General features: G+C 71.2%; 18 protein-coding genes and 1 pseudogene. 16 read left to right on the top strand and 3 right to left on the bottom strand.

Going from position 1 to position 25,740, the window contains the following annotated elements:
* Positions 1–17: 17 nt before the first annotated feature.
* A complete protein-coding gene (locus tag ACIREE_RS29695; protein ID WP_404158711.1) occupies positions 18–446 on the bottom strand; it encodes a response regulator in 429 nt (142 codons plus the stop codon).
* A 1-nt stretch (position 447) separates the two neighbouring features.
* Positions 448–822 carry a hypothetical protein gene (locus tag ACIREE_RS29690; RefSeq protein WP_404158708.1) on the bottom strand — a complete coding sequence of 125 codons (375 nt, stop codon included), beginning with the start codon at positions 820–822 and terminating at the stop codon, positions 448–450.
* 120 nt (positions 823–942) lie between these two features.
* On the opposite strand from ACIREE_RS29690, the gene ACIREE_RS29685 reads away from it, so the two are divergent.
* Entirely contained in the window at positions 943–2,529 is a 1,587-nt protein-coding gene (locus ACIREE_RS29685; RefSeq protein ID WP_404158705.1) for an ATP-binding protein, read from the top strand.
* Positions 2,526–3,767 carry a PP2C family protein-serine/threonine phosphatase gene (locus ACIREE_RS29680; protein ID WP_404158702.1) on the top strand — a complete coding sequence of 414 codons (1,242 nt, stop codon included), beginning with the start codon at positions 2,526–2,528 and terminating at the stop codon, positions 3,765–3,767. Before ACIREE_RS29685 ends, ACIREE_RS29680 begins: the two co-directional genes overlap by 4 nt.
* A gap of 34 nt (positions 3,768–3,801) precedes the next feature.
* On the opposite strand, the gene ACIREE_RS29675 is transcribed toward ACIREE_RS29680, so the two are convergent.
* Positions 3,802–5,385 (bottom strand): amidase family protein, encoded by a 1,584-nt coding sequence (locus ACIREE_RS29675; protein WP_404158699.1) that lies wholly within the window; start codon positions 5,383–5,385, stop codon positions 3,802–3,804.
* Positions 5,386–5,838: 453 nt separating this feature from the next.
* Here ACIREE_RS29675 and ACIREE_RS29670 point away from each other — a divergent pair, with 453 nt between their 5' ends.
* From ACIREE_RS29670 to ACIREE_RS29605, 14 genes and pseudogenes are all read left to right on the top strand, one after another.
* Positions 5,839–7,314 (top strand): sugar transferase, encoded by a 1,476-nt coding sequence (locus ACIREE_RS29670; RefSeq protein ID WP_404158696.1) that lies wholly within the window; start codon positions 5,839–5,841, stop codon positions 7,312–7,314.
* 73 nt (positions 7,315–7,387) lie between these two features.
* Positions 7,388–8,713, top strand: coding sequence for a nucleotide sugar dehydrogenase (locus ACIREE_RS29665; RefSeq protein ID WP_404158693.1), 1,326 nt, complete (start codon positions 7,388–7,390; stop codon positions 8,711–8,713).
* Positions 8,670–9,983: a glycosyltransferase family 4 protein gene (locus tag ACIREE_RS29660; protein ID WP_404158690.1), complete on the top strand. Its 1,314-nt coding sequence runs from the start codon at positions 8,670–8,672 to the stop codon at positions 9,981–9,983. The genes ACIREE_RS29665 and ACIREE_RS29660 overlap by 44 nt, the downstream gene beginning before the upstream one ends.
* A complete protein-coding gene (locus ACIREE_RS29655; protein ID WP_404158687.1) occupies positions 9,980–11,344 on the top strand; it encodes a Wzz/FepE/Etk N-terminal domain-containing protein in 1,365 nt (454 codons plus the stop codon). Before ACIREE_RS29660 ends, ACIREE_RS29655 begins: the two co-directional genes overlap by 4 nt.
* Entirely contained in the window at positions 11,341–12,846 is a 1,506-nt protein-coding gene (locus ACIREE_RS29650; protein WP_404158684.1) for a Wzz/FepE/Etk N-terminal domain-containing protein, read from the top strand. The genes ACIREE_RS29655 and ACIREE_RS29650 overlap by 4 nt, the downstream gene beginning before the upstream one ends.
* Before the next feature lie 3 nt (positions 12,847–12,849).
* A complete protein-coding gene (gene asnB, locus ACIREE_RS29645; protein ID WP_404158681.1) occupies positions 12,850–14,784 on the top strand; it encodes an asparagine synthase (glutamine-hydrolyzing) in 1,935 nt (644 codons plus the stop codon).
* Between the two features lie 29 nt (positions 14,785–14,813).
* Complete coding sequence (locus ACIREE_RS29640) at positions 14,814–17,003, top strand: bi-domain-containing oxidoreductase (protein ID WP_404158678.1); 2,190 nt, start codon at positions 14,814–14,816, stop codon at positions 17,001–17,003.
* Positions 17,000–18,967: an alginate lyase family protein gene (locus ACIREE_RS29635; RefSeq protein ID WP_404158675.1), complete on the top strand. Its 1,968-nt coding sequence runs from the start codon at positions 17,000–17,002 to the stop codon at positions 18,965–18,967. Before ACIREE_RS29640 ends, ACIREE_RS29635 begins: the two co-directional genes overlap by 4 nt.
* Positions 18,968–18,975: 8 nt before the next feature.
* The gene (locus ACIREE_RS29630) at positions 18,976–20,517 is read left to right on the top strand and encodes a right-handed parallel beta-helix repeat-containing protein (protein ID WP_404158673.1); all 1,542 of its coding nucleotides are present in this window, start codon (positions 18,976–18,978) and stop codon (positions 20,515–20,517) included.
* Positions 20,510–21,823, top strand: coding sequence for an O-antigen ligase domain-containing protein (locus ACIREE_RS29625; RefSeq protein WP_404158670.1), 1,314 nt, complete (start codon positions 20,510–20,512; stop codon positions 21,821–21,823). The genes ACIREE_RS29630 and ACIREE_RS29625 overlap by 8 nt, the downstream gene beginning before the upstream one ends.
* 2 nt (positions 21,824–21,825) lie before the next feature.
* A complete protein-coding gene (locus ACIREE_RS29620; RefSeq protein ID WP_404158667.1) occupies positions 21,826–23,064 on the top strand; it encodes a glycosyltransferase in 1,239 nt (412 codons plus the stop codon).
* Positions 23,065–24,300 carry a class I SAM-dependent methyltransferase gene (locus ACIREE_RS29615; RefSeq protein WP_404158664.1) on the top strand — a complete coding sequence of 412 codons (1,236 nt, stop codon included), beginning with the start codon at positions 23,065–23,067 and terminating at the stop codon, positions 24,298–24,300.
* On the top strand, positions 24,297–25,091 hold the full coding sequence (locus ACIREE_RS29610) for a glucose-1-phosphate cytidylyltransferase (protein WP_404158661.1): 795 nt from the start codon (positions 24,297–24,299) through the stop codon (positions 25,089–25,091). The genes ACIREE_RS29615 and ACIREE_RS29610 overlap by 4 nt, the downstream gene beginning before the upstream one ends.
* A pseudogene (locus tag ACIREE_RS29605) lies at positions 25,088–25,729 on the top strand (PIG-L deacetylase family protein); the annotation flags it as partial. The gene ACIREE_RS29610 and the pseudogene ACIREE_RS29605, both read left to right, overlap by 4 nt.
* Between the last annotated feature and the right edge of the window lie 11 nt (positions 25,730–25,740).

The raw sequence follows: 25,740 nt of genomic DNA, 5'->3' as shown, positions 1-25,740 counted from the left end.
GCGGTTCCGCTGTCTCGTCAGGGGCGGGGCAGCTGCGTGGTCGTGTCCAGGTAGAACGCGTCGATGCTCTGGACCGCGTGCTCGAAGTCGTCGAGGTTGACCGGCTTGGTGACATAGGCGTTGGCGTACTGCTGGTACGCGCCCGTCACATCGTTCGGCGCCGAGGAGGTCGTGAGGACCACGACCGGGATCGAGCGCAGATCCTCGTCGCCCTTGAGTACGGCCAGCAGCTCCCGCCCGTTCATCCTCGGCATGTTGAGATCCAGGACGATCAGATCGGGACGGGTGGAGTCCGGGTCGCGCAGGTACTCCAGAGCGGCGATGCCGTCCTCGACCTGGGTCAGGTTGCGGGCGCCGCGCGCGGTCAGGGCGTCCTGGACCAGCATGGCGTCGGCGAGGTCGTCCTCGACGAGGAGGACGTCGTAGGGACGAGTCGGCGTGGTCATCTCATGGGCTCCGGGGCGGGTTCGGGTCGACTGAGGCGTGGGACGGGTGGGTGATCAGATCGGGCCAGCGGTTTCTGGCCCCTTGCCTGGTGATGTTGAGTACCCGGCCGAGTTGGGGGTAACCGGCTCCTGCCGCGACCGCTTCCTGGGCCGCCTGGTACTCCAGGCGATCCAATGCGCTTCTCAGCTGCAACACCATGTACAAGCGCGTCAACGCCTGCGATTTGGGGGTCGCGTCGTCGTCGCTGCCGCCGCCGACGGGACGGGGATCGAGGGTGCGAGGAGTGAGCCGACGGACAAGGTCGTCGAGCGCGTCGATGGTCAGCTCGGCGATCTCCTCCTCGGTCACGCGTAGCGAGAAATGCTTGCCCGGCATGCCGCCCACCCTAGGGAAAGTGCCAGTTGCTCGACAACATGACTTGTCGAATTGCGGTTACAGTATGCACGCCGCGCGCTTGGGGGGCGGCCCTGGCTGAATCTCGAGGAGCGTTCCGGTATGGCGACCGATGTCAAGAGCCGGCGTTCCGGATCGTCCCGTGCGACCTGGACGACGCGCCGTTGGCTGCTGGTGAGCGCCCTCTCGGCTCTCGTCGTGCTCACCGCCCTGGGCGGTCTCGGCCTGTGGTCCCTGAACCGGGCTTCCGGCATCACCGACGAGCTGGTCGACGTGCGCAGCCCCTCGCTCTCCAACGCCGTCCGCCTGGAGGCGGCCCTGGTCAACCAGGAGACGGGCATCCGGGGCTACGGCCTCACCGGCGAGCGCAGCTTTCTGGCGCCCTACAAAGAGGGGCTGGCCAGTCAGCGGTCCGCCGTGACCGAACTGCGGCGGCTGCTGGTGCACGACAGCCGGGGGCGCACCGATCTCGACAGCGTCCTGGACAAGGCGGGCCGTTGGCAGCGCACCTTCGCGGGACCGGTCGCCGAGGCCCCCGCCGGCGCCCCGGTGGAGATCTCCGCACAGCGGGCCAACCAGGGCAAGACGTCGTTCGACGCGCTGCGCAAGGCGATGGTCGTCCAACAGGACCGCCTGCGCGACGCCCGCCTGGCAGCCACGGACGACCTGCGGAGCGCGACGCGGCTGCGTGACGGCATCCTCATCAGCATCGCCGCTGTCATCCTGCTGCTCACGGTCCTGATCTTCGAGGGACTCCGGCGGGGTGTCACGACCCCGCTCGGACAGTTGGGCGCCGATGCCCGCGAGGTCTCCGGCGGCAACTTCGAGCACCCCGTCGTCGCCTCCGGGCCCGCGGACCTGCGCCTGCTCGGCGCGGACGTGGAAGCCATGCGCCGCCGGCTCCTGGACGAACTCGCGTTCGCCGAGGACGCCCGCCACCGGCTCGACGAACAGGCCGCGGATCTACGTCGCTCCAACTCCGAGCTGGAGCAGTTCGCCTACGTCGCCTCGCACGACCTCCAGGAACCCCTGCGCAAGGTGTCCAGCTTCAGCCAACTCCTGCAGCGCCGCTACGCCGGACAGCTCGACGAGCGGGCCGACCAGTACATCGGGTTCGCGGTGGACGGGGCGAACCGCATGCAGAAGCTCATCAACGACCTCCTGGAGTTCTCCCGCGTGGGCCGCGTCCACAACGACCACCGCGAGGTCGACCTGGAGGAGGTCGTCGGCCAGACGCTCGACGCACTGAGTGTCTCCATCGAGGAATCGGGAGCCCGGATCGTCCGCGACCCGCTCCCCACCGTGACCGGGGACAGCACACAACTCGGCATCCTGTGGCAGAACCTGATCGCCAACGCGGTGAAGTTCCGCCACGCCGACCGTGCGCCCGAGATCAGGATCGAGGCGGCCCGCGACGGCGACCTGTGGCGCTGCGCGGTCAGCGACAACGGCATCGGGATCGCCCCGGAGTTCGCGGAGAAGGTGTTCGTCATCTTCCAGCGTCTGCACACCAAGGACGCCTATCCAGGAAGCGGAATCGGCCTCGCCATGTGCAAGAAGATCACCGAGTTCCACGGCGGAACCATCGGCATCGACCCGGACCACGCGCCGGGCACCCGCATCGTCTTCACTCTCGCCGCCACCGAGCCCGTGCGGCAGCCCGTCGTCGAGGGCGCGGCCGCGAGATGAACACCTTCGTGCCCGAGCAGCACGTCCGGATCATTCTGGTCGAGGACGACGACGGCGACGCTCTCCTGGTCGAGGAGTTGCTGATCGACACCGGACTGCGCCACTCCCTGATCCGGTGCAGCAGTCTCGGCGCCGTCCGCGGCGAACCGACGGTCCACGCCGCGGACTGCATCCTGCTGGACCTGCACCTGCCCGATGCCAGCGGGATAGGCGCGGTCGCCGCGGTCCAGGAGATCGCACCTGACGCGGCGATCATCGTCCTGACCGGTCTCGCCGAGTCGCAGGCGGGCAGTGAAGCGGTGGCCGCCGGTGCCCAGGACTATCTCGTCAAGGGTCAGGTCGACCGGGACCTGCTGCACCGCGCCGTCCGCTACGCCGTCCACCGCAAGCAGGCCGAGCGGGTCAGCGCGGACATCCGGGCCGGGCAACTGCGCGCCGAGGAGAACGCCCGCCTCGAACGGGGCCTGCTGCCGCAGCCGATGATCTCCGCCTCCCGGATCAGAGCCACGAGCCGCTATCTGCCCGGCCGCGACCGGGCCCTGCTCGGCGGCGACTTCCTCGACGTGGTCCAGACGGCCGACGGTCAGTTGCACGCCGTCGTCGGCGACGTGAGCGGGCACGGTCCCGACGCCGCCGCACTCGGAGTGTGCCTGCGCATCGCCTGGCGGTCCCTCACACTGGGCGGCCACCGCGCCGAGGATCTGCTGCTGCTCCTCGAACGGATGCTGGTCGCCGAGCGCCCGCAGAGCGACCTGTTCGCGACCGTCACTCTGGCGTGCCTGGACCCGGCCGGTGGCCGCGCGACCCTCTATCTCGCCGGCCATCACCCACCCCTGCTGACCACGGCGGACGGGACGCACGAGGTGTCGGCGCACCACGGCATCGCTCTGGGCATCGCACCGGGATACGCCAACTGGCACGCCAGCGAGCTCACCCTGCCGGACCGCGGAGCGCTGGTGATCTACACGGACGGCCTGGTCGAGGGTCACGAGGGGGAGGAGCCGGAGCGCCTCGGCGTCGACGGACTCATACGTCTGATGGACCGGATCCCGGCGGACGACACCGACACGCATCTCGACGAGCTGATCACCCAGGTCCGCGAACTCAACGCCAACCGGCACACCGATGACCTCGCCATTCTCCACCTGGAGTGGAACGGCATCGGTGCGCCGGCGGGCCTGGTGCCGGCCCCGGGCAAGGCGGAGGCCTCATCACTGCAGCTCGATCGTCGTGGCTGACGCTCAGAGCCTGTCCATGAACCCCCGACCCCGACTAATGCCGGGCCGCGCCGGATCCGACGGTCGGCAGGTAGCGCGGCGCCCGCCAGGCCTTCAGCCGGTGCTCCACCGCGGCCCCCAGTGACAGGAGTCCGGCGTCCTGGTGGTCACCGGCCATCAGGAGCAGGCCGACGGGCAGTTCGTGCACGGACCCGGCTGGCACCGAGAGGGACGGGTATCCGGCGACGGCCGCCGGGGTGGAGGACGGGATGACGTCGTTGTCGCCGCGCGCGCAGTCGGTCGTCCAGGCGGGCGGGTTCGTGGGCGCGGCGATGGCGTCCAGGTGCCGGGAGGCCATTGTCTCGTCGATGGAGCGCCGGGAGAGGTCCTTCAACTCCGCGCGCATGGCGCGGTATTCGGGGTCGGTGGTGGGCGGCGCGGCGAGCGCCTGCTCGAACAGCTCCTGGCCGGCGAAGCAGGTCTGCTCCGCGGGGTGGTCGCGGTTGAACTCGATCAGTTCGGCGAGGTCGCGGGGTCCCTTGCGCGTACTGAGATAGGCGTCGATGTCCCGGTGGAACTCGCTGAGCAGCGCCGGGAATTCGAGCTCGGCGAGCCGCGCCTGGTACGGGGGTGTCACCTCGACGACCACGGCTCCGGCCGTGCGCAAGGCCTTCGCCGTGCGGGTCATCACCGCGTCCACGTCCGACCCGAGCGAGGGCAGGCGCCACAGGCCGATCCGTTTGCCGCGGAGGCTGCCGTGGTTCGCCGCCGCACGCGAGCCCTTCCCGTCGCTCAGCACCGAGAGCGTGAGCGCGGTGTCGGTCACATTGCGCGCCATGGGCCCGGCCGTGTCCTGCTCGGCGGAGATCGGCACCACGCCCGACTGGCTGACCAGGCCGAGGCTGGGTTTGTGGCCGACGACGCCGTTCATCCCCGCCGCGCACACGATGGAGCCGTCGGTCTCGGTGCCGATCGCCACCTGCGACAGCGACGCGGCGAGCGCGGCGGCGGAGCCCGCGGAGGAACCGCACGGATTCCGGTCGAGGACGTAGGGGTTGTTGGTCTGCCCGCCCACCGCCGACCACCCCGATGTCGGCTTGGCGGCACGGAAGTTGGCCCACTCCGACAGGTTGGTCTTGCCGAGGATCACGGCCCCCGCCTTCCGTAGCCGCGTCACCAGCGCGGCATCGGTGTCGGGCGGGCTCCCGGCGAGCGCGAGCGACCCGGCTGTCGTCGGCATGTCGCGGGTGTTCACGTTGTCCTTGAGCAGTACGGGGATGCCGTCCAGCGGCCCGAGGGTCTTGCCCCGCCGGTGCCTGGCGTCGCTGGCGGCCGCCTGGCGCAGGGCTGTCGGGCTGGTACGCAGCACCGAGTGGATCGTGGGGTCGACCTTCTCGATCCGCCGCAAGTAGGCCCGGGTCAGCGTCGACGAGGACACCGAACCGTCCGCCATGTGTGCCTGCAACTCCGGGATGGTCACGGTGTCCAGGTCGACCCCTGGTGCGAGAAGTGACCCGGTCGGCGGCGACGAGCTGTCGCTGCCTTGCCCGGCGGCTCGTGCACTTGCATGCGGTACGCCCGTCAGAAGGGACCCCGCGACAAGGGCGGCGGTCATTGCGGCCATGCTCCTCTTCCCCATGCGGATCAGCGGACTACACGGGGATCGTCCGGCGCAAGGGTGCGAGGCCTGCGAACTCGGCGGACCCGCTGGGGTGTTGGTGTCGGCAGCCCGGAAATCTCTCGTTGTCGCAGGTCGGGCCGGGTTTCGTCACCAAGGTGCCCGCAAACGGTCGCGGGTCTGTGGTTTGAGCTTCAAATCTTGAGCACAAATTACACACATCCCTGTCTTCAGATGGGGCTCGATGGTCTACATTGAGCTCGCTTCACATTCTGTGACACCAGCCGACAAATGATGATCAATGGGGCTGCTGTTGACGACAGTCAACGGCCGGGCCCCCGGCGCCGGGCGCCGGCAGGGCACGCGCGGGGGTGGGGGCCCCAGGGGGGAAGAGCGGCGCGGCGCGGGGGCGGGGGCCCCCTCGTGGTGAGGAACTGACGACCACGTCGAACCACTGGGGACCGGGGGGTTTCTGTGCAGGGGGGATTAGTCGGCCCTTTTCCGTCGGCGCACGAGCGTCTGACGGACGGGGCGATCAGCCAGCAGGCGAACGACTGGGAGCAGCGGTACCGCCGTACCGTGATCACCAGCGACACCGTGGCCACCGCCTCCGTGGTGGCAGCGATCGGCAACTTCTTCGGGGCCCGGGACGCGGCCAACTGGCATGAGAAGTGGGGGATTCTCGCCTTCGGCACCGAACTGCTGGTGCTGGGCGCGCTTGCGGTGAGCCGGTCGTGGGCGCCGGCCGTACTCGGCCAGGGCGCCGAGGAATTCCGCCGGCTCGGACGCTCACTGTTCACCGCGACCGTCGTACTGGCCCTCGGCGGGATCGCCCTCACCTCGCGCAACATCAAGCTCTGGATCTTCGTCGCGATCCCCGCGATCGCGTTCGTCACCATGACCGAGCGGTACGTGCTCCGCCTCTGGCTGCACAAGCAGCGTAAGGAAGGGCAGTGCCTGAGACCGGTGCTCGCTGCCGGGAGCCCGGCCACCGTGCGCGACCTGATCAGCCGGACCCGCAAGTTCCCGCACCTCGGCTGGCGGGTGGAGGCGGTGTGCACGACGGACGGTCTCGGGCCCGACGGTGACCAACTGGACGGAGTGCCGGTCGTCGGCCTCCTGGCGGACGTCGCCAACCACGTCCGCCGCGACGGCTACCGGGTCGTCGCGGTCACACCGGACCCGCACTGGTCACCGGACCGGCTGCAGCGGCTGGCCTGGAACCTCGAAGGCAGCGAGGCCGAGATGGTCGTGGCCCCCGTACTGATGGAGGTGGCAGGACCGCGGCTGCACGTCGACGCGGTGCTCGGGATCCCGCTGCTGCGCGTCAGCATGCCGACCTTCAGCGGAGGCCGCCGGGCGATCAAGGGGGTCGTCGACCGGCTGGGCGCGGCGGTCCTGCTGATGGTGTTCGCGCCGCTGATGGGGTTCGTCGCACTGCTCGTGCTGGTGGACAGCAGGGGCGGGGCGTTCTACCGCCAGCGCAGGGTGGGCAAGGACGGCCGCGAGTTCACCATCTTCAAGTTCCGCACCATGGTCACCGGAGCCCACCGGGCCCGTGCCGAGCTGGCCGACCGCAACGAGGGCGCGGGTCTGCTGTTCAAGCTCCGCCGGGATCCGCGGGTGACCCGGGTGGGAGCAGTGCTGCGCCGGTACTCGATCGACGAGCTCCCGCAGCTCTTCAACGTACTCACCGGATCGATGTCGCTCGTCGGCCCGCGGCCCCCGCTCCCGGAGGAGTCCGCCGCCTACGGCCCGGACATCCGGCGGCGGCTGCTCGTCAAGCCGGGGCTCACCGGCCTGTGGCAGATCAGCGGCCGCAGCGACCTGCCGTGGGACGAGGCCGTCCGCCTCGACCTGCGGTACGTGGAGGACTGGTCGCTCGCTCTCGACTCGGTGATCTTGTGGAAGACGCTGCGTGCGGTGCTGCATGGCCAGGGGGCCTACTGATGCATGGGGGGCGTCGGGTCTCCGGCGTACGGACCGCAGGCCACAAGGGCCTGCCTGGGGGGAGGAACAGGGCATGAGAGTCAGCGTGTTGGGGCTCGGTTACGTGGGCTGCGTGTCTGCCGCGTGCCTGGCGAGCCTGGGTCACGACGTCATCGGGGTGGACGTGAACCAGGCGAAGGTCGACCTGGTCAACCAGGGCAGGGCCCCGGTGGTCGAGGAGCGGATCGGCGAACTCACCGCCGAGGTCGTGCGGACAGAGGCGTTACGCGCCACCGTCGACGTCCGCGAGGCGATCCTGGGCAGTGACGTTTCGCTGGTCTGCGTGGGCACCCCGTCGGAGCCCAACGGCAGCCTGTGCACCACGTACTTGGAGCGGGTCGCCGAGCAGATCGGCGCCGCGCTGGCGGAACGCGGTGCGCGCAGCGGGCGGCACACCGTCGTGTTCCGCAGCACCATGCTCCCGGGCACCTGCATGAACCTGCTGATACCGATTCTGGAGAAGCACGCAGGCGGCACGGCAGGCGTGGACTTCGGGGTCGCGGTCAACCCGGAGTTCCTGCGCGAGGGGACGAGCGTGCGGGACTTCTTCGACCCGCCCAAGACCGTCATCGGCGAACTCGACCCGGCGAGCGGCGACGCGGTGGCCGCGCTCTACGACGGCCTGCCCGGCGAGGTGTTCCGGGTACCGGTCCCCACGGCCGAGGCGATCAAGTACGCCGACAACGCCTTCCACGGACTCAAGATCGGCTTCGCGAACGAGCTGGGCGCGGTGTGCCAGGCACTCGGCGTCGACTCCCACCAGGTGATCGACGTGTTCCTGGCCGACCGCAAGCTGAACATCAGCCCCGCCTATCTGCGGCCCGGCTTCGCCTTCGGCGGCTCCTGCCTGCCCAAGGATCTGCGCAGCCTGGTCCACGCGGCCAAGCAGGCCGATGTCTCGGTGCCCATCCTCTCCCACGTGCTGCCCTCCAACTCCGACCATCTGCAACGTGCGGTGGACCTGGTCGAACGCACCGGCAAGCGCCGGGTCGGCCTGTTCGGTCTCTCCTTCAAACCCGGCACCGACGACCTCCGCGAGAGCCCGCTCGTCGAGCTGGCGGAGCGGCTCTTCGGCAAGGGGTACGACCTGCGGATCTACGACGCCAACGTGAGCCTCTCCCGGCTGATCGGCGCGAACCGCGAATACATCGAGACCCGGCTGCCGCACCTCGCGCAGCTGCTCGCGAACTCCGTCGACGAAGTGCTGGAACACGCCGAGGTGTGCCTGGTCGGGACCAGGGACCCGGCCGTCCTTTCGGCGCTCGGCCACGGCGAAGAGCCGGTGATCGTCGATCTCGTCCGCCTTCCCGACGCCGATGCGCGCCGGACCGAACCGGGGTACGTGGGCCTTGCTTGGTGAAAGATCGTTCAAGGACACAACCAGCGGCGACGGGACGAACCGGCGCGCGCTGATCCTCGTGGAGAACCTGTCGGTGCCGTTCGACCGACGGGTGTGGCAGGAGTGCACGACGCTGCGCGACGGGGGCTGGACGGTGCACGTCATCTGTCCCCAGGGGAGCAGGCGGGACACGGAGCCGGAGGCGGAGATCGACGGGGTGCGGATCCACCGCTACCCGTTGCGCGCGGCCACCGGAGGCCCGGCCGGCTACCTGCGGGAGTACGGATCGGCGCTGTGGCACACGCTCCGGCTCGCCCGCAAGGTCGGCCCGGTCGACGTGGTCCACGCCTGCAACCCGCCCGACCTGCTGTTCCTGCCCGCGCTGTGGATGAAGCGGCGCGGCGCGCGGTTCATCTTCGACCAGCACGACCTGGTACCCGAGCTGTATCTCTCCCGGTTCGACCGCGGCGAGGATCTGCTGTACCGCGCCGTGTGCGCGCTGGAACGGCGGACCTACCGGGCCGCGGACGTCGTGCTCGCCACCAACGAGAGCTACCGGGACGTCGCGCTGCGCCGTGGCGGCAAACGGCCGGAGGACGTCTTCGTGGTGCGCAGCGCGCCCGCCGTCGAACGGTTCCAACCGGTGCCGCCCGAACCGGAGTTGAAGCGCGGCAAGCCCCATCTGCTGTGCTACCTGGGTGTCATGGGCCCCCAGGACGGTGTCGACTACGCCCTGCGGGCCCTGGCGAAGCTCCGCGACGAGCTCGGGCGGACCGACTGGCACGCGGTGTTCGTCGGCTCCGGCGACGCCTTCGACGCGATGGTGGAGCTGTCCCGGCAACTCGGGCTCTCCGAACAGGTCCAGTTCACCGGGCGCATCCCGGACGCCGACCTGGTGCGCTACCTGTCCACCGCGGACGTGTGCCTTTCCCCCGACCCGTGCAATCCGCTCAACGACGTGTCGACCATGAACAAGGTCCTGGAGTACATGGCGATGGGCCGGCCCATCGTCTCGTTCGACCTGCGGGAGGCGCGCGTCTCCGCAGGCGACGCCGCCGTCTACGCGGCCGGCGACGACGAGGCCGCGTTCGCCGGGCTCATCGCGCTGCTCCTCGACGATCCGGAGAAGCGGGCCCGGATGGGCAAGATCGGCACGGAGCGGATCAGCGGGGACCTCTCCTGGCGGAACTCGCAGGCGTCACTGCTCGCGGCCTACGCCGCCGCGTGCCGTGACCGCACTCCGGTGCCGACGGGCGAGCAGGCCCGGGCGCGGGGGAGGCAGCGTCCTTGAGCGAGGAATCGATACGCCTGGTCACGGTCGGGCGCGTGCTCCGGCGGCGCTGGCGGCTTCTCGCCGTCCTCACCGTGGTGGGCGCGCTCGTCGGCTACGGAGCCTCAGTGCTGTTTCCGCCGCGCTACACGGCGTCGGCATCAGTACTGCTGCCAGGGCAGTGGGAAGAGCGCGAACTGCTGACCCAGGTGGACATCGCGACCAGTTCGTCGGTGGTCGACCGCGCCGCCGCCACACTCGACTGGCGGGGTGTCAGCACGGGCGAGCTACAGGACCGGGTGAGTGCCGCGGCCGCCGACGGGAACCTCGTCAAGATCTCGGGAACGGCCGACACCCCGCGGCGCGCGCAGCAGCTCTCCGACCAGGTGGCCAAGGAATTCGTCAGCTTCGCCGCGCGGATCGCGGGCGGCGGCACCGACCCCGACGCGGCCACGGGGACCGAGGCACTGCGGCAGCAGGTGGTGGAGACCAACCGCCGTATCACCGACCTGGCCGACGCGGCCGATCCCGGGCAGACAGTGGAGAGCGTGCAGGCCCGCACCGATCTCGAAAAGCTGCGCACCTCGCTGGAAGAAGCCATGACGAAACTGGACCAGGCCGACCCGGCGAACAACAAGGCCGGCATGGTCGTCATGGGTCCCGCGGCCCGGCCGACCGGCGAGGCGCCGCCGACAAGGACGCAACTCATCGCCGCCGGGGCCCTGTTGTTCCTCCTGCTCGCGATCGTCGGCCACCTCGCCGCCGCCCGCATGAACCGCCGGCTGCGCACCGAACCGGAGATCGCCGCGGCGCTGCGTTCGACGCTCCTCGGCAGCGTGGACGTGCCGGGTGAGGAGCGCGCGCGACCGCGAAACCGTGGCCCGCGCGCCCGGATCCGTCGGCTCCTCGGCGTCGACACCCGGTGGGACATACCGGCCCCGCGGACGTCGGGCGACGAGGCCGGCCGGCGGATCCGCTATCAGCGGGTGTGCGCTCGCCTCCGGGACCAGCTGCCCGCCCCCCGACGGCTGCTGGTCGTCGTACCGGACGGCGACGAGATCGCCCGCCGGGCCGCCGGGCACCTCGCGGCCGAAACCAAGAGCGACCCGCTGCTGAACGTGGTGGAGGTGTCCGTGGACCGGCCGATCGTGCCGGACCGCGACACCGAGTCCGGCGCGCTGGTCGTCCTCAGCGCGGGCAGCTGGACGGCGGAGGAGCTCACCGGCATCGCCGAGGCGTGTGCGGACGGCGGACACGAGGTCGTCGGCGTCGTCGTCGCCGGCCCGGTCCTGGCCCGCCCGACGCGCTCGGCCGACGGGGTTCCGGACGACGCCACCCTGGCGCTCGCGGTTCCCGGCCACGCGACGGGAGGCTCGGCGTGACGACGAGCACGATTTCGGAGTCGTCGGCAGCCTCTCCGCTCTTCGACCTGCACGCGCTGGTGGTGGCGGTGCGCAGGCGCCGCCGCCTCTGGTGGTCCCTCGCGCTCCTGGGACTGCTGGCCGGCGCCGCGCTGGCGGTCCTGATGCCGCCGCCGCCGACCGCGGTGACCAAGGTGCTGGTCGCGCATGCGGACGACCAGCCGAACGACACCGGAACGCTGATGCGCACCGACGTCGCCCTGCTGGGGACCACACAGATCGCCGACAAGGCCCTGCGGTCCCTCAACTCCTCCGAAAAACCGGAGGACTTCATGCGGGACTACCGGGGGACTGGGCTGACCAACAACCTGATGCAGATCGATGTGACAGGGGACAGCGACGCGGAAGCCGTGGCACGGGCCACGGCGCTGGCCGACACGTTCGTCGCCGACCACATACGGCGGATGAAGGAAGCCGCGCAGGCCGAGGCCAGAGCCCTGGCCGACCAGCGCGACCGCATGCGGGGCGAACTCGCCCAGGTCAACAAGGAGATCGGGGACCGGTCGCCGGAGACCGACGCGAAGGCGTCGGCGAGCATCGAGTCGCTCTTCGCCCGCCGGGCCGAACTCAACTCGCGGATCGCCGACTTCGACCAGCGCGCCGAGGAGGCGCGCACCGGCACGCCCAAGGTCGTCGCCGGCACACAGATCGTGGACGCCCCGCGCGCGGTGCGGCACTCCCTGCCCAGATCCGCGGCCACCAGCGCCGCGATCGGGTTCGTCCTCGGACTCGTCCTCGGTCTCGCCGTGGCCGCGGTCGGCGTGGTGGTGCGGGACCGCCCCGTGCTGCGCCGGGACATCGCGGGGAACCTGGGAGCCTCGGTCCTCGCGGAGCTGCCCCGGCCGGGCAGGCGGTGGCAGCGCCGAAGGACCCGGGCGGCACGCGAACGCCTCACCGCGACCCTGGCCCGCACCCTGCGCGACTCCGCGGAACCGGTGTCGCTCCTCGAACTGGGCTGTGCGCGCGGCACGAGCGTGATCGCCCTGGACCTCGGCCGGGCACTGGCGGCGGAGGGGCCGGTGGTCCTCATCGACGGCCTGCCCGGCCAGGAGTTGGCAGGCCACCGCCCGAAGCCGGGGGACCCGAGCGTGGTCAGCGGCGAACGGGCCGCGGCGGTGTCGCCTCAGGAGCGCCGGCTCGGCGTCGGCTCGGTGGCGCCCGGCACGGCCTGGACCGGCCTGGAGGACCTCGGCACCCGGACCGTGCTCGTCGTGCGCGCCGGGCACGGCAGCACCGCATGGCTGCACACCGTGGCGCGGCAGCTCGCGGACCTGCTCATCCCGGTGATCGGGGTGGTGCTCATCGACCCCGACCCGCGGGACAGGACCGACGGCACCCTGTGGGACGGGCTGCCCACCGCGCTGCGCGGCCACAACGGGCGGCACGCCCGGGAGAACACGACGGGCCGGACGGAGCGGCCGTCATGGGCACGCGTCCCGGACATCGACCAGAAGGCACGGTAAGACATGTGTGGCATCGCAGGCACGTACCGATGGCCGGACGGGAAGGCCGTGACCGACCGGCTCACCGACACCCTCGCCCACCGCGGCCCCGACGGGGCCGGCCGGTACAGCCACTCCACCGGTGACGGCGAGGTGCACCTCGGGCACCGTCGGCTGGCCATCATCGACCTGTCCGAGACCGGCGCCCAGCCGATGGTCTCGGACGGCCTCGCCCTCACGTACAACGGCGAGCTGTACAACGCGCCCGAGCTGCGTGCCGAGCTGGCGGCCGCCGGGGCGCGCTTCCGCGGTACCTCCGACACCGAGGTGGTCCTCGAAGCCTGGCGACGCTGGGGCACCGACTGCCTGCCCCGGCTGCGCGGCATGTTCGCGTTCGGCATCTTCGACGAGCGCACCGGTGAACTGGTGGTCGCCCGCGACCAGTTGGGCATCAAGCCGCTGTTCCTGCTCCGGCGTGGCGCGGGCCTGGCGTTCGCCTCCGAGCTCAAGGCGCTCGCCGCCGCCACCGGCGGGACCCTCGAGGTGGACCACGCCGCGCTGGTGGCCTCGCTGCTCTACTACTGGGTGCCCGACTCGCGGTGCGCGTTCCGCGAGGCGGAGAAACTGCCGCCGGGGAGCTGGCTGCGGTGCTTCGCCGACGGGCGGGTGGAGCGCGGCCGGTACTGGAACCTGAAGGACGTGGCCGCCGAGGGCCGCGAGCGGGCCCGCAGCGGCGAACTGCCCGACCTGGCAGCCGTTGTCGAGGAGTCGACCCGGCGGCACCTGCTCTCCGACGTCCCCGTGGCGACCTTCCTCTCCGGCGGCCTCGACTCCAGCTACCTCACCGCGCTCGCGGCCCGCGACCGACCCGGGATCTCCGCCTACACGATCGGATTCCGGCCTGAGGACGCCAAGTTCGAGGCGATGCCGGACGACCTGCGCTACGCCCGGCAGGTCGCCGCGCAATTCGGCGTCGACCTGCACGAGATCGAGATCGCTCCGAACGTGCTCGACCTGCTGCCGCAGATGACGTACGCCCTGGACGAGCCGATCGGCGACCCCGCCGCCATCAACACCTTCCTGATCTGCGAGGCCGCCCGGGAGGCCGGGGTCAAGGTGATGCTCTCGGGGATGGGCGCCGACGAGCTGTTCGCCGGGTACCGCAAGCACCTGGCCAACCTGCTCGCGCTGCGCTACCAGCGTGTTCCGCGGCCCCTGCGGCGCGGCCTGTCCAGGGCCGTCGACCGGCTGCCGGTCGCGACGGCCCGCCGGGGGTACCGGTCGGTGCGCTTCGCGAAGCGGTTCCTCTCCTTCGCCGACCTGCCGGAGGAGACCGCGTTCCGGCGCAGCTACACCATGTACGACCAGGACGAACTGCTCGCCCTGGTCAACCCTGACCTGGCAGGGACGGTCGACGACGTACTGACCGAACATGCCGACATCTACCAGGACAACGACCTCGACGACTTCGTCAACCGCATGTGCCTGGGCGACGCCCGGATGTTCCTGCCGGGTCTGAACCTCGCGTACACGGACCGCTCCAGCATGGCCGCGTCGACCGAGGTGCGGGTGCCGTACGTGGACGTCGAGGTGGTCAAGGCCGCGTTCGCCGTGCCCGGCGACCGCAAGATCGTCGGACGACAGGGCAAGGCCGTCCTCAAGGAGGCGGCCACCTCGATCCTGCCCCGGGAGATCGTCTACCGGCCCAAGGGCCTGTTCAGCGCACCGCTGCGCGCCTGGATGAGCCGGGATCTGGCACCGCTGGTGCGCGAGGTGGTGAACGACGGCGTACTCGTCAGCTCCGGGATCCTGCGCCGCGACGCGCTGGCGCGCATGGTCGCCGAGGACGCCGCCGGGCAGCGGGACTTCTCCAAGCATCTGTGGCATGTGCTGACCCTCGAGTACTGGTACCGCGAAGCGACCTCCGGGTCCGGCCGGACAGCTCGCTCGGCAGCGTAGAAAACGGCTTAGAAACAAGGGGACTTCGGGTGAAACAGGTTGTGCAGAACTACAAGAGCGGCGAGCTGGCGGTGCTCGACGTGCCGGCGCCGGGGTGCAAGCCGGGCGGGGTGCTGGTCCGCACCGCCTACTCGCTGATCTCCACCGGGACCGAGCTCATGAAGGTGTCCGAGGCCGGTATGTCGATGCTGGGCAAGGCCCGCTCCCGGCCGGACCAGGTGGCCAAGGTCATGCAGAGCGTGGCCACCAACGGGGTGCCCGCCACCTACCGCAAGGTGATGGGCAAGCTGGACTCCTACACACCGCTGGGCTACTCGCTGGCCGGGGTGGTCGAGGAGGTCGGCCCCGGGATCGACGACGTGAAGGTCGGCGACCTCGTGGCCTGCGCCGGCAACGAGCACGCGCTGCACGCCGAACTGAACTGGGTGCCGAAGAACCTCTACACCCCGGTCCCGGACGGCCTCGCGCCGCGGCACGCGGCCTTCGGCACCGTCGGGTCGATCGCCATGCAGGGCGTCCGTCAGGGCGAGCCGCAGCTCGGGGAGGTGGCGCTGGTCATCGGTCTCGGCCTCATCGGGCAGCTGGTGGTGCAGCTCCTCACCGCGTCCGGGGTCCGCGTCGTCGGCGTCGACCCCGACCCGACGCGCTGCGAGCTCGCCGCACACCTGGGCGCGGCGACCTGCGGCGATCCCGAGTCCGCGGCCGTGGAAGCAGCCGTCGCCGAACTCACCGACGGTCACGGCGTGGACCAGGTGTACCTGGCCGCCGGCGGCGACAGCAACCAGCCCGTCGAGCTGGCCGCCCGGCTCTGCCGGGACCGCGGGCGGGTCGTCGACATCGGCAAGTGCCGCCTGGACCTGCCGTGGAACGCGTACTACGAGAAGGAGCTCGACGTCCGGTTCTCGCGCTCCTACGGACCCGGGCGCTACGACCCGTCGTACGAGCTCGAGGGGCGGGACTACCCGATCGGCTACGTGCGCTGGACCGAGCGCCGCAACCTGGCGTGCTTCCTCGACCTCCTCGCCCGCGGCAAGGTCGACGTGGAGCCCCTGGTCTCCCACGTCGCCGACTTCGACGATGCCGTCGATACGTACCAGCGCCTGAAAGACGGCGAGTTGAAGGCCGTGGCCGTGCTGTTCCGCTACCCCGAACACGCGGCGGAAGGGACAGCGAAGGCCCCGGCGGTGGCCGTGCCCGAGGTGCGGCGGCGCGGCGGCGCGGCGTCCGCCCCGGCCAGGACCGCCGGGACGCCGGTGCGCCTCGCGTTCGTCGGCGCGGGAAACTACGCGACGTCGATGCTGCTGCCGCACCTGGCACAGCGCGACGGCGTCGAGCTGTCGACCGTCGTCACCACGACGGCGCTCTCCGCGGCCAACGCGCAGCGGAAATTCGGCTTCGCCGAGGCGACCACCGACCTCGACGCCGTCCTCGGCGACAAGTCCGTCGACGCCGTGTTCGTGGTCACCCGGCACAGCTCGCACGCCGAGCTGACCCGCAAGGCACTGCTGGCAGGCAAGTCCGTGTTCGTGGAGAAGCCCCTGGCCCTCACCGAGGAGGACCTGGCCGGCGTACTCGCGGCGGTGGAGGAGTCCGGCAACGACCGGCTGCAGGTGGGCTTCAACCGCCGGTTCGCGCCGCTGCTGCAGGAGGCCAGGAAGCGGTTCGGCGCCCGGACCGGGCCGGCGAGCCTGCGCTACCTGGTCAACGCGGGCCAGCTGCAGCACGGCAGCTGGTACCTCCAACAGGACGCCGAGGGCTCGCGGTTCGCCGGCGAGGGCGGACACTTCATCGACACGGCGAGCTGGCTGCTCGGGGCCGACCCGGTCTCGGTGTACGCGGCCGCCCCGTCCGGCAACGAGGACCTCCAGGTGGTGCTGGGCTACCCGGACGGGTCCACCGCCACCATCAGCTACGTCACCACCGGCGCGCCCGGCTTCCCCAAGGAGACGCTTGACCTCGTCGCGGACGGCAAGGTGCTGCGGCTCGACGACTTCGTCCGCGCCTCGGTCTACGGCCGTAAGCGGTGGGTCAGTTCGCGGCTGCCCAAGGCCCGGGACAAGGGGCAGAACGCCGAACTGGCCGCGTTCATCAAGGCCGTGCGGACCGGCGGCCCGATGCCGGTGCCGCTGGAGTCGCTCGTCGCCACCACGTCTGCCACCCTCGCCGTGCAGGCCGGCCTGGCCGGCGGCGCGCCGGTGACGTTGGCGAGGGCGCGATGACCGCGAGCTCGGGGACCGCGGGCTGGTACCTGCGACGCCTGTCCCGGATGAGACCGGCGGAGGTCGGCGGCCGGGTGGGCGACGCGGTGCGCCGGCGGCGGTGGCGGTCGGCGCGGCCCGACTGCCCGCGGGTGACCGGCGCCCGGTTCACCGCCGTACTGCCCGCCGGGACGATCGCCGCGATACCCCCGGACGCCGCGAAGCGACTCGTCGCCGAGGCGGACCGGCTGATGTACGGGCACGCCGAGTACTTCGGGGTGGTCCGCGACGACCTGACCGACCCGGACTGGTGGTGCGACCCGAAGACCGGGCGGCGGGCCCCGTGGGGCTACGCCTTCGACGTGCCGTACCGGAACGAGGACGCGGTCGGGGACATCAAGCAGATCTGGGAGCTGTCCCGGCATCAGTACCTCACCGTGCTCGCCGCCGCCTACGCGATCACCGGGCACGAGCGGTACGCCGAGCGCGTGGCCGAGCACCTGAGGTCGTGGTGGACGGCCAACCCGCCGCTGCGCGGCGTGCACTGGATCAGCGGCATCGAGCTGGGCATCCGCCTGCTGTCCTGGGTGTGGATCCGCCGGCTGCTCGACGGCTGGCCGGGCGCCGCCGCTCTCTTCGAGGACAACCAGGTCGCGCTGAACCAGATCTGGCACCACCAGCGCTGGCTGGCCGCCTTCCCCAGCCGGGGTTCCTCGGCGAACAACCACGTCATCGCCGAGGCCGCCGGGCAGTTCGCCGGGGCCTGCGCGTTCGGCTGGTTCCCCTCCTCGGCGCGCTGGCGGGCCGGCGCGCTCCGGTCCCTCGCTCAGCACTTGCGCGCCAACACATTCGACTCAGGGCTCAACCGCGAGCTGGCCACCGAATACCACGGACTGGTCCTCGAACTCGGTCTGGCCGCGGTGGCCGAGGCGGACGCCGCCGACGTGCCGGTCCCCCCGTCGATCCGTCAGGTGCTGCTGCGGATGACCGACGCGCTCGCGGCCGTCGTGGACAGCCACCTGCGGCCGCCGCGCCAAGGAGACGCGGACGACGGCCACGGCCTGATCGTGGACGGCGCGGGCACCGACCGCTGGGCCTCGCTCCTGGCCACCGGGGACGCCGTGTTCGGCCGGCTCGCCTGGTGGCCGACGGTGACCGGCACCGATGTGCGCACCCCGCTGCTCGCCGCGCTCATCCGGCCGTATCCGAAGAACGCGGCCGCCCCGGCCCCGGCCCGCCCGGCAAGCCGCCCCGCCCACTTCGCCGACGCGGGCCTCACCATCCTGCGCAGCCCGGGAGAAAGCAGCCCGGGGGAGATCTGGTGCCGCTGCGACGGTGGCCCGCACGGCTTCCTGTCCATCGCCGCGCACGCCCACGCGGACGCGCTGTCCGTGGAGGTCCGGCACGACGGGGTCGACGTGCTCGCCGACCCGGGGACGTTCTGCTACCACGGGCAGCCCGAGTGGCGGCAGTATTTCCGGTCGACCCTCGGCCACAACACCCTGCAACTGGACGGCACCGACCAGTCCGTCTCCGGCGGCCCCTTCCTATGGACCCGGCAGGCCCGCAGCCGCGTCCTGACCGCGGAGCGGGCTCGCTGGTGCGCCGAGCACGACGGGTATCAACGCTCCGTGCACCGCCGTCAGGTCCAACTGTCGTCAGAAAGCCGCGAGTTGACGGTCAACGACGAGGTGCGCGGCCCGCGCCGTGACGTGCGGCTTGCATTCCACCTCGGCCCGGCGATCACCGCGGACCTGGTGGAGAACCGGGCCGTACTCACCTGGACCCGGGACGGCGAGGACCGCTCCGCGGTGCTCGACCTGCCCGGGGAGCTGGGCTGGCGGGCGCATCGCGGCGAGAGCGATCCGCCCCTCGGGTGGTACTCCGCCGGCTTCGGACGCAAGGAACCCACCACGACGCTGGTCGGCACGGGATTCGCCGACGGCACGCAGGGGTTCACCACCGTCCTCAGGTTCCACGGCTAGGGGGGCGCGTGCGGAACAAGAAGCGGCACTGGGCGTGGGCGGCGGCACCGCTGGCGCTGGCCCTGCTGACGGCGACCGGGTGCGAGAGCACGCCGGGAGCCGAGACGGAGCCGAAGGCCGCGCCGTCCACGTCCGCCACCTCCGCGGCGCGGCCCGTGGCCCGGGTGTGTGCCGAGCCCGCGGCCGGGCCCGCGAAGGCGCCGACGGGCGCGGTGACGGTCGACCCCGCGAAGGTCGGTGACCTGGCGGCGAAGACCAAGAACAGTCCGCCGCACACCACGTTCTGGCTGCGACCGGGCAAGCACCGGCTCGACCCGGACCGCTACGCCCAGGTCATCCCCAAAGAAGGGGACCGCTACCTCGGTGCGCCGGGCGCGGTGCTCGACGGCCGGAAGAAGAACCAGTACGCGTTCGCCGGCGGCGCCGGCGACGTCGCGATCCGCTACCTGACCGTGGAACGTTTCGTGGCGCCGCCCGACGAGGGCGTGGTCAACCACGACTCGGCCGACGGGTGGGTGATCGAGCACACGACGATCCAGCACAACTCCGGTGCCGGGCTGATGGCCGGCGCCCGCCAGCAGGTCCGCGCCAACTGCCTGCGCGAGAACGGCCAGTACGGCATGAACGCGTACAAGGGCCACGGCCGTATCAAGGGCCTGGTCGTCGAGGGCAACGAGATCGTCGGTAACAACACCGGCGACTGGGAGCGGCGGCGCGAGGGTTGCGGCTGTACCGGAGGCATCAAGTTCTGGGAAGTGGACGGTGCCGACGTACGCGGCAACTGGGTGCACGACAACCGCGGGCCCGGATTGTGGGCGGACACCAACAACAACGACTTCCGCATCGAGAACAACGTGATCGAAACCAACGACGGTGCCGCGCTGATCTACGAGACCAGTTACAACGCCGTCATCCGCAACAACACGATCCGGCGGAACAACTGGGTCGAGGGCCGCAGCGCGGCCGACAGCGGCGACACGTTCCCGTTCGCGACCGTCTACCTGTCCGAGTCCGGCGGCGAACCACGGATCCGGGCCCGCACCGACAACATCGAGATCTTCCGGAACGTGCTGGAGAACAACTGGTCCGGGATCACCCTGTGGGAGAACGCCGACCGGTTCTGCAACAGCCCCGCCAACACCTCGTCCGGTGACTGCACCTTGCTGGTGCGCTCCACCGACCGCTGCGCGAAGCCGGCGATCGCCACGGCGCCGCTCTACGCCGACTGCCGCTGGAAGACCCAGCGGGTGGACATCCACGACAACCGCTTCGTGCTGGACAAGTCCGTCCTCAAGTGCACGGTGAAGTGCGACCGCATGTCGGTCCTCGCCAACTACGGCACCTACCCGGACTGGTCGCCGTACAAGGGCGAGCGGGTGGCCGAGGCGATCACCCGCAAGCAGCACAACCGCTGGCACGACAACGTCTACGTCGGACCGTGGCAGTTCGTCGTCCACGACCCGAGCCGGGTGCTCGACTCCGCGCAGTGGCAGGCCGCGCCGTACCAGCAGGACGCTGGCAGCAAGTTCCCCGCACAGGCCGGTGGTTGAGGTGGCACGAGACCTGACGCGCGATCAGCTGCCGGTCGGACCGGACACCGCGGGGATCCGGCCCGGCGCCGCGCAGCGCCCCGACGGCACACCGAAGGTCGTCGGGGTCGTCTGGGGGCTGCTGATCCTCAACACGCTCGGCTCCGCCGGGGCGAAGACCATCGTCCCGCTGCCCCGTTCCCTCATCCAGATGGTCACCATGGGCGCGCTGGTCGCCGCGTTCGCGCTGGCGCTCGCGGTCAACCTCCGGCTCCGCATCCGGGCCGGCGCCTTCCTGTTCCTGCTCACCCTGCTCCTCGTACCGAGCGTCATCTCCAGCGCGGACCTGGAGTCCGGGTTCGGCGCGCTGTTCCGCTGCGGCCGACTGGCACTCTTCATCGGCACACTGTGGCTGCTCAGCCGCTGGTGGGACGGCGGCCTGACGTTCGTCCGGCACCACATCCGGCTGTACTTCGCGGTGCTCGGGTCGGTCGCCGCAGGCCTGGTCGTATCACCGGGCGCTGCCCTGCCCGACCTCTACGGCGGGCGCCTGGTCGGCGCGCTGTGGCCGCTCACCCCGCCGCAGATCGGTCAGTACGCGGCGGTCATCATCGGGCTCACCGTGCTGCTCGTCCTGGGGCGGCGGACCGACCGGACCAGCGCGGCGGTGGTCATCGTGCCCGCACTCGTCCTCCTGGCGCTGACCCACACCCGTACGGCCACGCTCGGCCTGCTCGTCGGCCTCGCACTGGCGATCGGCTCGCTCATCCTGACCAGCGCCGCGGCCCGCCGGTTCTTCGCCTGGACGGTGCTGATCGCCACGGTGGCCGCGGTGGGGTTCAGCTCCGCGCTGCAGGCCTGGTTCCTGCGCGGGCAGAGCCAGGAGAACTTCTCCAACCTCACCGGCCGGGCCAAGGTCTGGGACGCCCTCCTTGCCGCACCCCGGACGACCACGGAGCAACTGTTCGGCATGGGCCTGGGCGACAAGTCGTTCGGCGGGCTGCCGATCGACAACAGCTGGCTGGCCGTCTACCAGGAGCAGGGTCTGATCGGCACCACCATCGTGGCGGCGATCATCATCGTGCTCGCCGGCGTCGCGCTGCTGCGGCCACCGTCGCTGCAGCGGGCCTGCGCGATCTTCCTCATCAGCTACTGCGCGATCGCGTCGTACACCGAGGCGGGCCTGGGCGACGCCTCGCCGTATCTGCTGCATCTGGCCGTGGCCGCCTCGCTGTTGGCGACACCTGCCGCGGCCCCCGCGCTGCCGACGCCCGCTCTCCCCCGACGACGCGTCACGCGTCGGGCCCGGAAACCGGAGGTGGCCTGAGCATGCACGTCCTCGTGGTGCACAACCGCTACGGCTCGGCGCAGCCGAGCGGCGAGAACAAGGTCGTCGACCAGGAGGTGGAGCTGCTGCGCGCGGCCGGCCACCGGGTCGAGGTGTTCGAGCGGCGCAGCGACACCATCGCCGACCGGTCGTTGGCCGGCAAGGTCGCGGTGCCGCTGCTGGTGCCGTGGAACCCGGCGGTCCGCACGGAACTCGCTGCCCGGCTGCGCACCGAGCGGCCGGACATCGTCCATGTCCACAACGTCTTCCCGCTCCTGTCGCCCGCGGTCCTCGCCGCCTGCGCGGACGCCGGTGTGCCCGCCGTCGCGACCCTGCACAACTACACCCAGGTCTGCCCGCCCGGCACGCTGCAGAGGGACGGCCGGCCGTGCACCGAGTGCGTAGGGACGGCGGCGCCGCTGCCCGCCGTCCGGCACGGCTGCTACCGGAACTCCCGCCTTGCGACGGTGCCGCTCGCGGTCAGCCTGGCGGTCAACCGGCGGCGCTGGTGGTCCGGCGTGGAGCGGTTCTTCTGCATCTCCGCGGCCCAGCGCGACGTCCTGGTCCGGGCGGGCATGCCCGCCGCACGCCTTGCGGTGAAACACAACTTCGTCCCCGACCCGGGCACGTGCCGGGAAGGCGCCGGTGAGCACGTGCTCTTTCTCGGCCGGCTCGCGGAGGCCAAGGGGGTGCGGCTGCTCATGGCCGCGTGGGACGAGATCGCGGCGGGCGGCGGTGTGGGCGTGCCGCTCGTGATCGCCGGGACGGGACCGCTGGAGGCCGAGGTGACCGCCTGGGCGGCGGGCCGGGACGACGTGCGCTACGTCGGCCTGTACGACCAGGACCAGTGCCGGGAGGCCGTCGCGCGATCGGCCGCCGTACTCGCTCCCTCGACGTGGCTGGAGGCGTTCGGCCTGGTGGTCGTGGAGGCGATGGCGGCCGGGGTGCCGACCGTCGCCGCCGGACACGGCGCCTTCGTCGAACTCGTCGAGGACGGCGTGACCGGGCTGCTGCACCGGCCGGGCGAGGCCGCCTCGCTCGCGTCCTGCATACGCCGCATCGCGGCCGAACCGGACCGCAACCGGGAGATGGGCCGGGCGGCCCGACGCCGATACGAGCAGGGTTTCAGCCCGGCCGTCGGCCTCGAGCGCCTGGTGGAGGGGTACCGCACCGCGATCGCGGGACGGTCAGCACAGGCTCGCGGCGAAGACACCCGCGCGAGCGGAAATGGGGGGAAGTAGATGACACGATGCCGACTCTGCGGCTCGGCGGCGATGGAGAGCGTCGTCGATCTGGGGGCGACCCCGCCGTGCGAGAGCTTTCTCGCCGCGGATCAACTGGACGAGCCGGAGCCCGCGTACCCGCTGCACCTGCGGGTCTGCACCGACTGCTGGCTCGCCCAGATCCCGCCGCTGATCACGCCGGAGGAGACGTTCAAGGAGTACGCGTACTTCTCCTCCTTCTCGACGTCCTGGGTGGAGCACGCGCGCACGTTCGTCGCCGATGCCGTACAGCGGCTCGGCCTCGGCGCCGACGCCTTCGTGGTCGAGGTCGCGAGCAACGACGGGTATCTGCTCAGGCACCTGGTGGACCGGGGGATCCGCTGCCTGGGCATCGAGCCGTCGGTGAACGTCGGCGCCGCGGCGCGGGAGGCCGGTGTGCCCACGCTCACCGAGTTCCTGTCCCCTGACACCGGCTCGGCCGTCCGCGCCGAGCACGGTCCTGCGGACCTGGTCGTGGCCAACAACGTGTACGCGCACATCCCCGACGTGGTCGGCTTCACCCAGGGCCTTCGCGCCCTGGTCGCCGATGACGGCTGGGTCTCCATCGAGGTGCAGCACCTGCTGACCCTGATCGAGGAGAACCAGTACGACACGATCTACCACGAGCACTTCCAGTACTACACGGTCGCGTCCGCGATCCGGGCACTCGAAAGCGGCGGACTCACGCTCGTGGACGTCGAGTTGCTGCCCACGCACGGCGGTTCCATCCGTCTCCTCGCCCGGCCGGCCGAGGTGGCCGGCGAGCCGCACCAGCGGGTGGCCGACGTACTGGCCCGGGAGAAGGCGGCCGGGCTGCAGGAACTGTCCGGGTACACCGAGTTCTCGGCCCGGGTGGCCACGGTGCGCCGCAACCTCCTGAAGTTCCTCATCGAGGCGGCCGAGCGCGGCGAGACGGTCGTCGGCTACGGCGCCCCGGGCAAGGGCAACACCCTGCTCAACCACTGCGGCATCCGGCCCGACCTGCTCCCGTACACGGTCGACCGCAACCCCTACAAGCACGGCAGATTCACCCCGGGCACCCGCATCCCGATCCTGTCGCCCGATCAGATAGCCGCCGACCGACCGGACTACGTACTGGTCCTCCCGTGGAACCTGCGGGACGAACTCGTCGAGCAGCTGTCCTTCGTGCACGACTGGGGCGGCCGCCTGGTCTTTCCCATCCCGGAACTGAGCATTGTCGAGGTCGAGCGATGAAGGTCGTACTGTTCTGCGGCGGTTACGGGATGCGGATGCGCAGCGGCGCCGCGGACGACGTGCCCAAGCCGATGGCGATGGTCGGCCCGCGCCCGCTGATCTGGCATGTCATGCGCTACTACGCCCACTTCGGGCACACGGAGTTCATCCTGTGCCTCGGGTACGGGGCGCACCACATCAAGAACTTCTTCCTCAACTACGAGGAGACGACGTCCAACGACTTCGTGCTGCGGGGCGGGCGGACCGAGCTCCTCTCCACCGACATCGCCGACTGGACGATCACGTTCGCGCAGACCGGCATCGAGTCGCCGATCGGTGAGCGGCTGCGCCGGGTGCGGCACCACCTGGACGGCGACGAGATGTTCCTCGCCAATTACGCCGATGTGCTCACCGACGCTCCGCTGCCGGAGATGATCGACCGGTTCGCCGGGCGTGACGCCGGGGCGTCGATGATGGTGGTGCCGCCGCAGTCCTCCTTCCACTGTGTGGAGTTGGGCGAGGACGGCCTGGTGGGGGGTATCACCCCGGTCAGCGAACTGCCGATGTGGGAGAACGGCGGCTACTTCGTGCTCCGCCAGGAGGTCTTCGACCACATACCGGAGAACGGGGACCTGGTCGCCGACGGATGTGCCCAACTGGCCAAGCAGGGGCGCCTGGTGGCGCATCAGCACCGTGGCTTCTGGAAGCCGACCGACACCGTGAAGGAGCGGGCCGCGCTCGACGACGCCTACGCCCGCGGCGACCGCCCGTGGGCCGTGTGGGAGCGGGACACCGCAGGAGCGAGAGCGTGATCCGGCTCGGGGCCGGCCCCCTGGACCGGGTCGTCGCGGTGGGCGCGCACTGCGACGACATCGCCATCGGCGCCGGCGGCACACTCCTCACGCTCTGCCTCGCACGGCCGGGGATCCGCGTCGACGCGCTGGTGCTCTCCGGCGGCGGCAGCAAGCGGGAGCAGGAGGAGCAGGCCGCTCTCGCCGCCTTCTGCCCGGGTGCCGACCTGCGGCTGACCGTGCTCAAGCTGCCGGACGGCCGGATGCCCGCGCACTGGGAGGAGGCCAAGGCCGCGGTCGAGGAGCTGCGGATGCGCACCGAGCCGGACCTGGTCCTCGCGCCGCGCACCGACGACGCGCACCAGGATCACCGCGGGCTCGCGCAGCTCCTGCCCACCGCGTTCCGCGACCACCTGGTGCTCGGCTACGAGATCGTCAAGTGGGACGGCGATCTCGGCCGGCCGGCGGCGTACCAGCCGCTGTCGCCGCAGATCGCCGAACAGAAGGTGCGGCTGCTGCAGGAGCACTACCCCTCGCAGCGGCACCGGCCGTGGTTCGACCGGGAGGCCTTCCTCGGCCTCGCGCGGATCCGCGGCATCGAATGCCACGCGCGCTACGCCGAGGCGTTCGCCGTCACCAAGCTCACGCTCGATCTGGGCATTTCCGCTCA

Source organism: Streptomyces sp. NPDC102467, from assembly GCF_044765445.1.
In the GTDB taxonomy this organism is placed as follows: Bacteria; Actinomycetota; Actinomycetes; order Streptomycetales; family Streptomycetaceae; genus Streptomyces.
This window is presented reverse-complemented; position numbering and strand designations above follow the sequence as displayed.

What these genes read in the sequence shown, in the direction of transcription:
- asnB (WP_404158681.1), top strand. Translation starts at nt 12,850, where the DNA reads ATGTGTGGCATCGCAGGCACGTACCGATGGCCGGACGGGAAGGCCGTG.
- ACIREE_RS29680 (WP_404158702.1), top strand. Translation starts at nt 2,526, where the DNA reads ATGAACACCTTCGTGCCCGAGCAGCACGTCCGGATCATTCTGGTCGAG.
- ACIREE_RS29685 (WP_404158705.1), top strand. Translation starts at nt 943, where the DNA reads ATGGCGACCGATGTCAAGAGCCGGCGTTCCGGATCGTCCCGTGCGACC.
- ACIREE_RS29660 (WP_404158690.1), top strand. Translation starts at nt 8,670, where the DNA reads ATGCGCGCCGGACCGAACCGGGGTACGTGGGCCTTGCTTGGTGAAAGA.
- ACIREE_RS29620 (WP_404158667.1), top strand. Translation starts at nt 21,826, where the DNA reads ATGCACGTCCTCGTGGTGCACAACCGCTACGGCTCGGCGCAGCCGAGC.
- ACIREE_RS29635 (WP_404158675.1), top strand. Translation starts at nt 17,000, where the DNA reads ATGACCGCGAGCTCGGGGACCGCGGGCTGGTACCTGCGACGCCTGTCC.
- ACIREE_RS29615 (WP_404158664.1), top strand. Translation starts at nt 23,065, where the DNA reads ATGACACGATGCCGACTCTGCGGCTCGGCGGCGATGGAGAGCGTCGTC.
- ACIREE_RS29610 (WP_404158661.1), top strand. Translation starts at nt 24,297, where the DNA reads ATGAAGGTCGTACTGTTCTGCGGCGGTTACGGGATGCGGATGCGCAGC.
- ACIREE_RS29675 (WP_404158699.1), bottom strand. Translation starts at nt 5,385, where the DNA reads ATGGGGAAGAGGAGCATGGCCGCAATGACCGCCGCCCTTGTCGCGGGG.
- ACIREE_RS29690 (WP_404158708.1), bottom strand. Translation starts at nt 822, where the DNA reads ATGCCGGGCAAGCATTTCTCGCTACGCGTGACCGAGGAGGAGATCGCC.
- ACIREE_RS29695 (WP_404158711.1), bottom strand. Translation starts at nt 446, where the DNA reads ATGACCACGCCGACTCGTCCCTACGACGTCCTCCTCGTCGAGGACGAC.
- ACIREE_RS29665 (WP_404158693.1), top strand. Translation starts at nt 7,388, where the DNA reads ATGAGAGTCAGCGTGTTGGGGCTCGGTTACGTGGGCTGCGTGTCTGCC.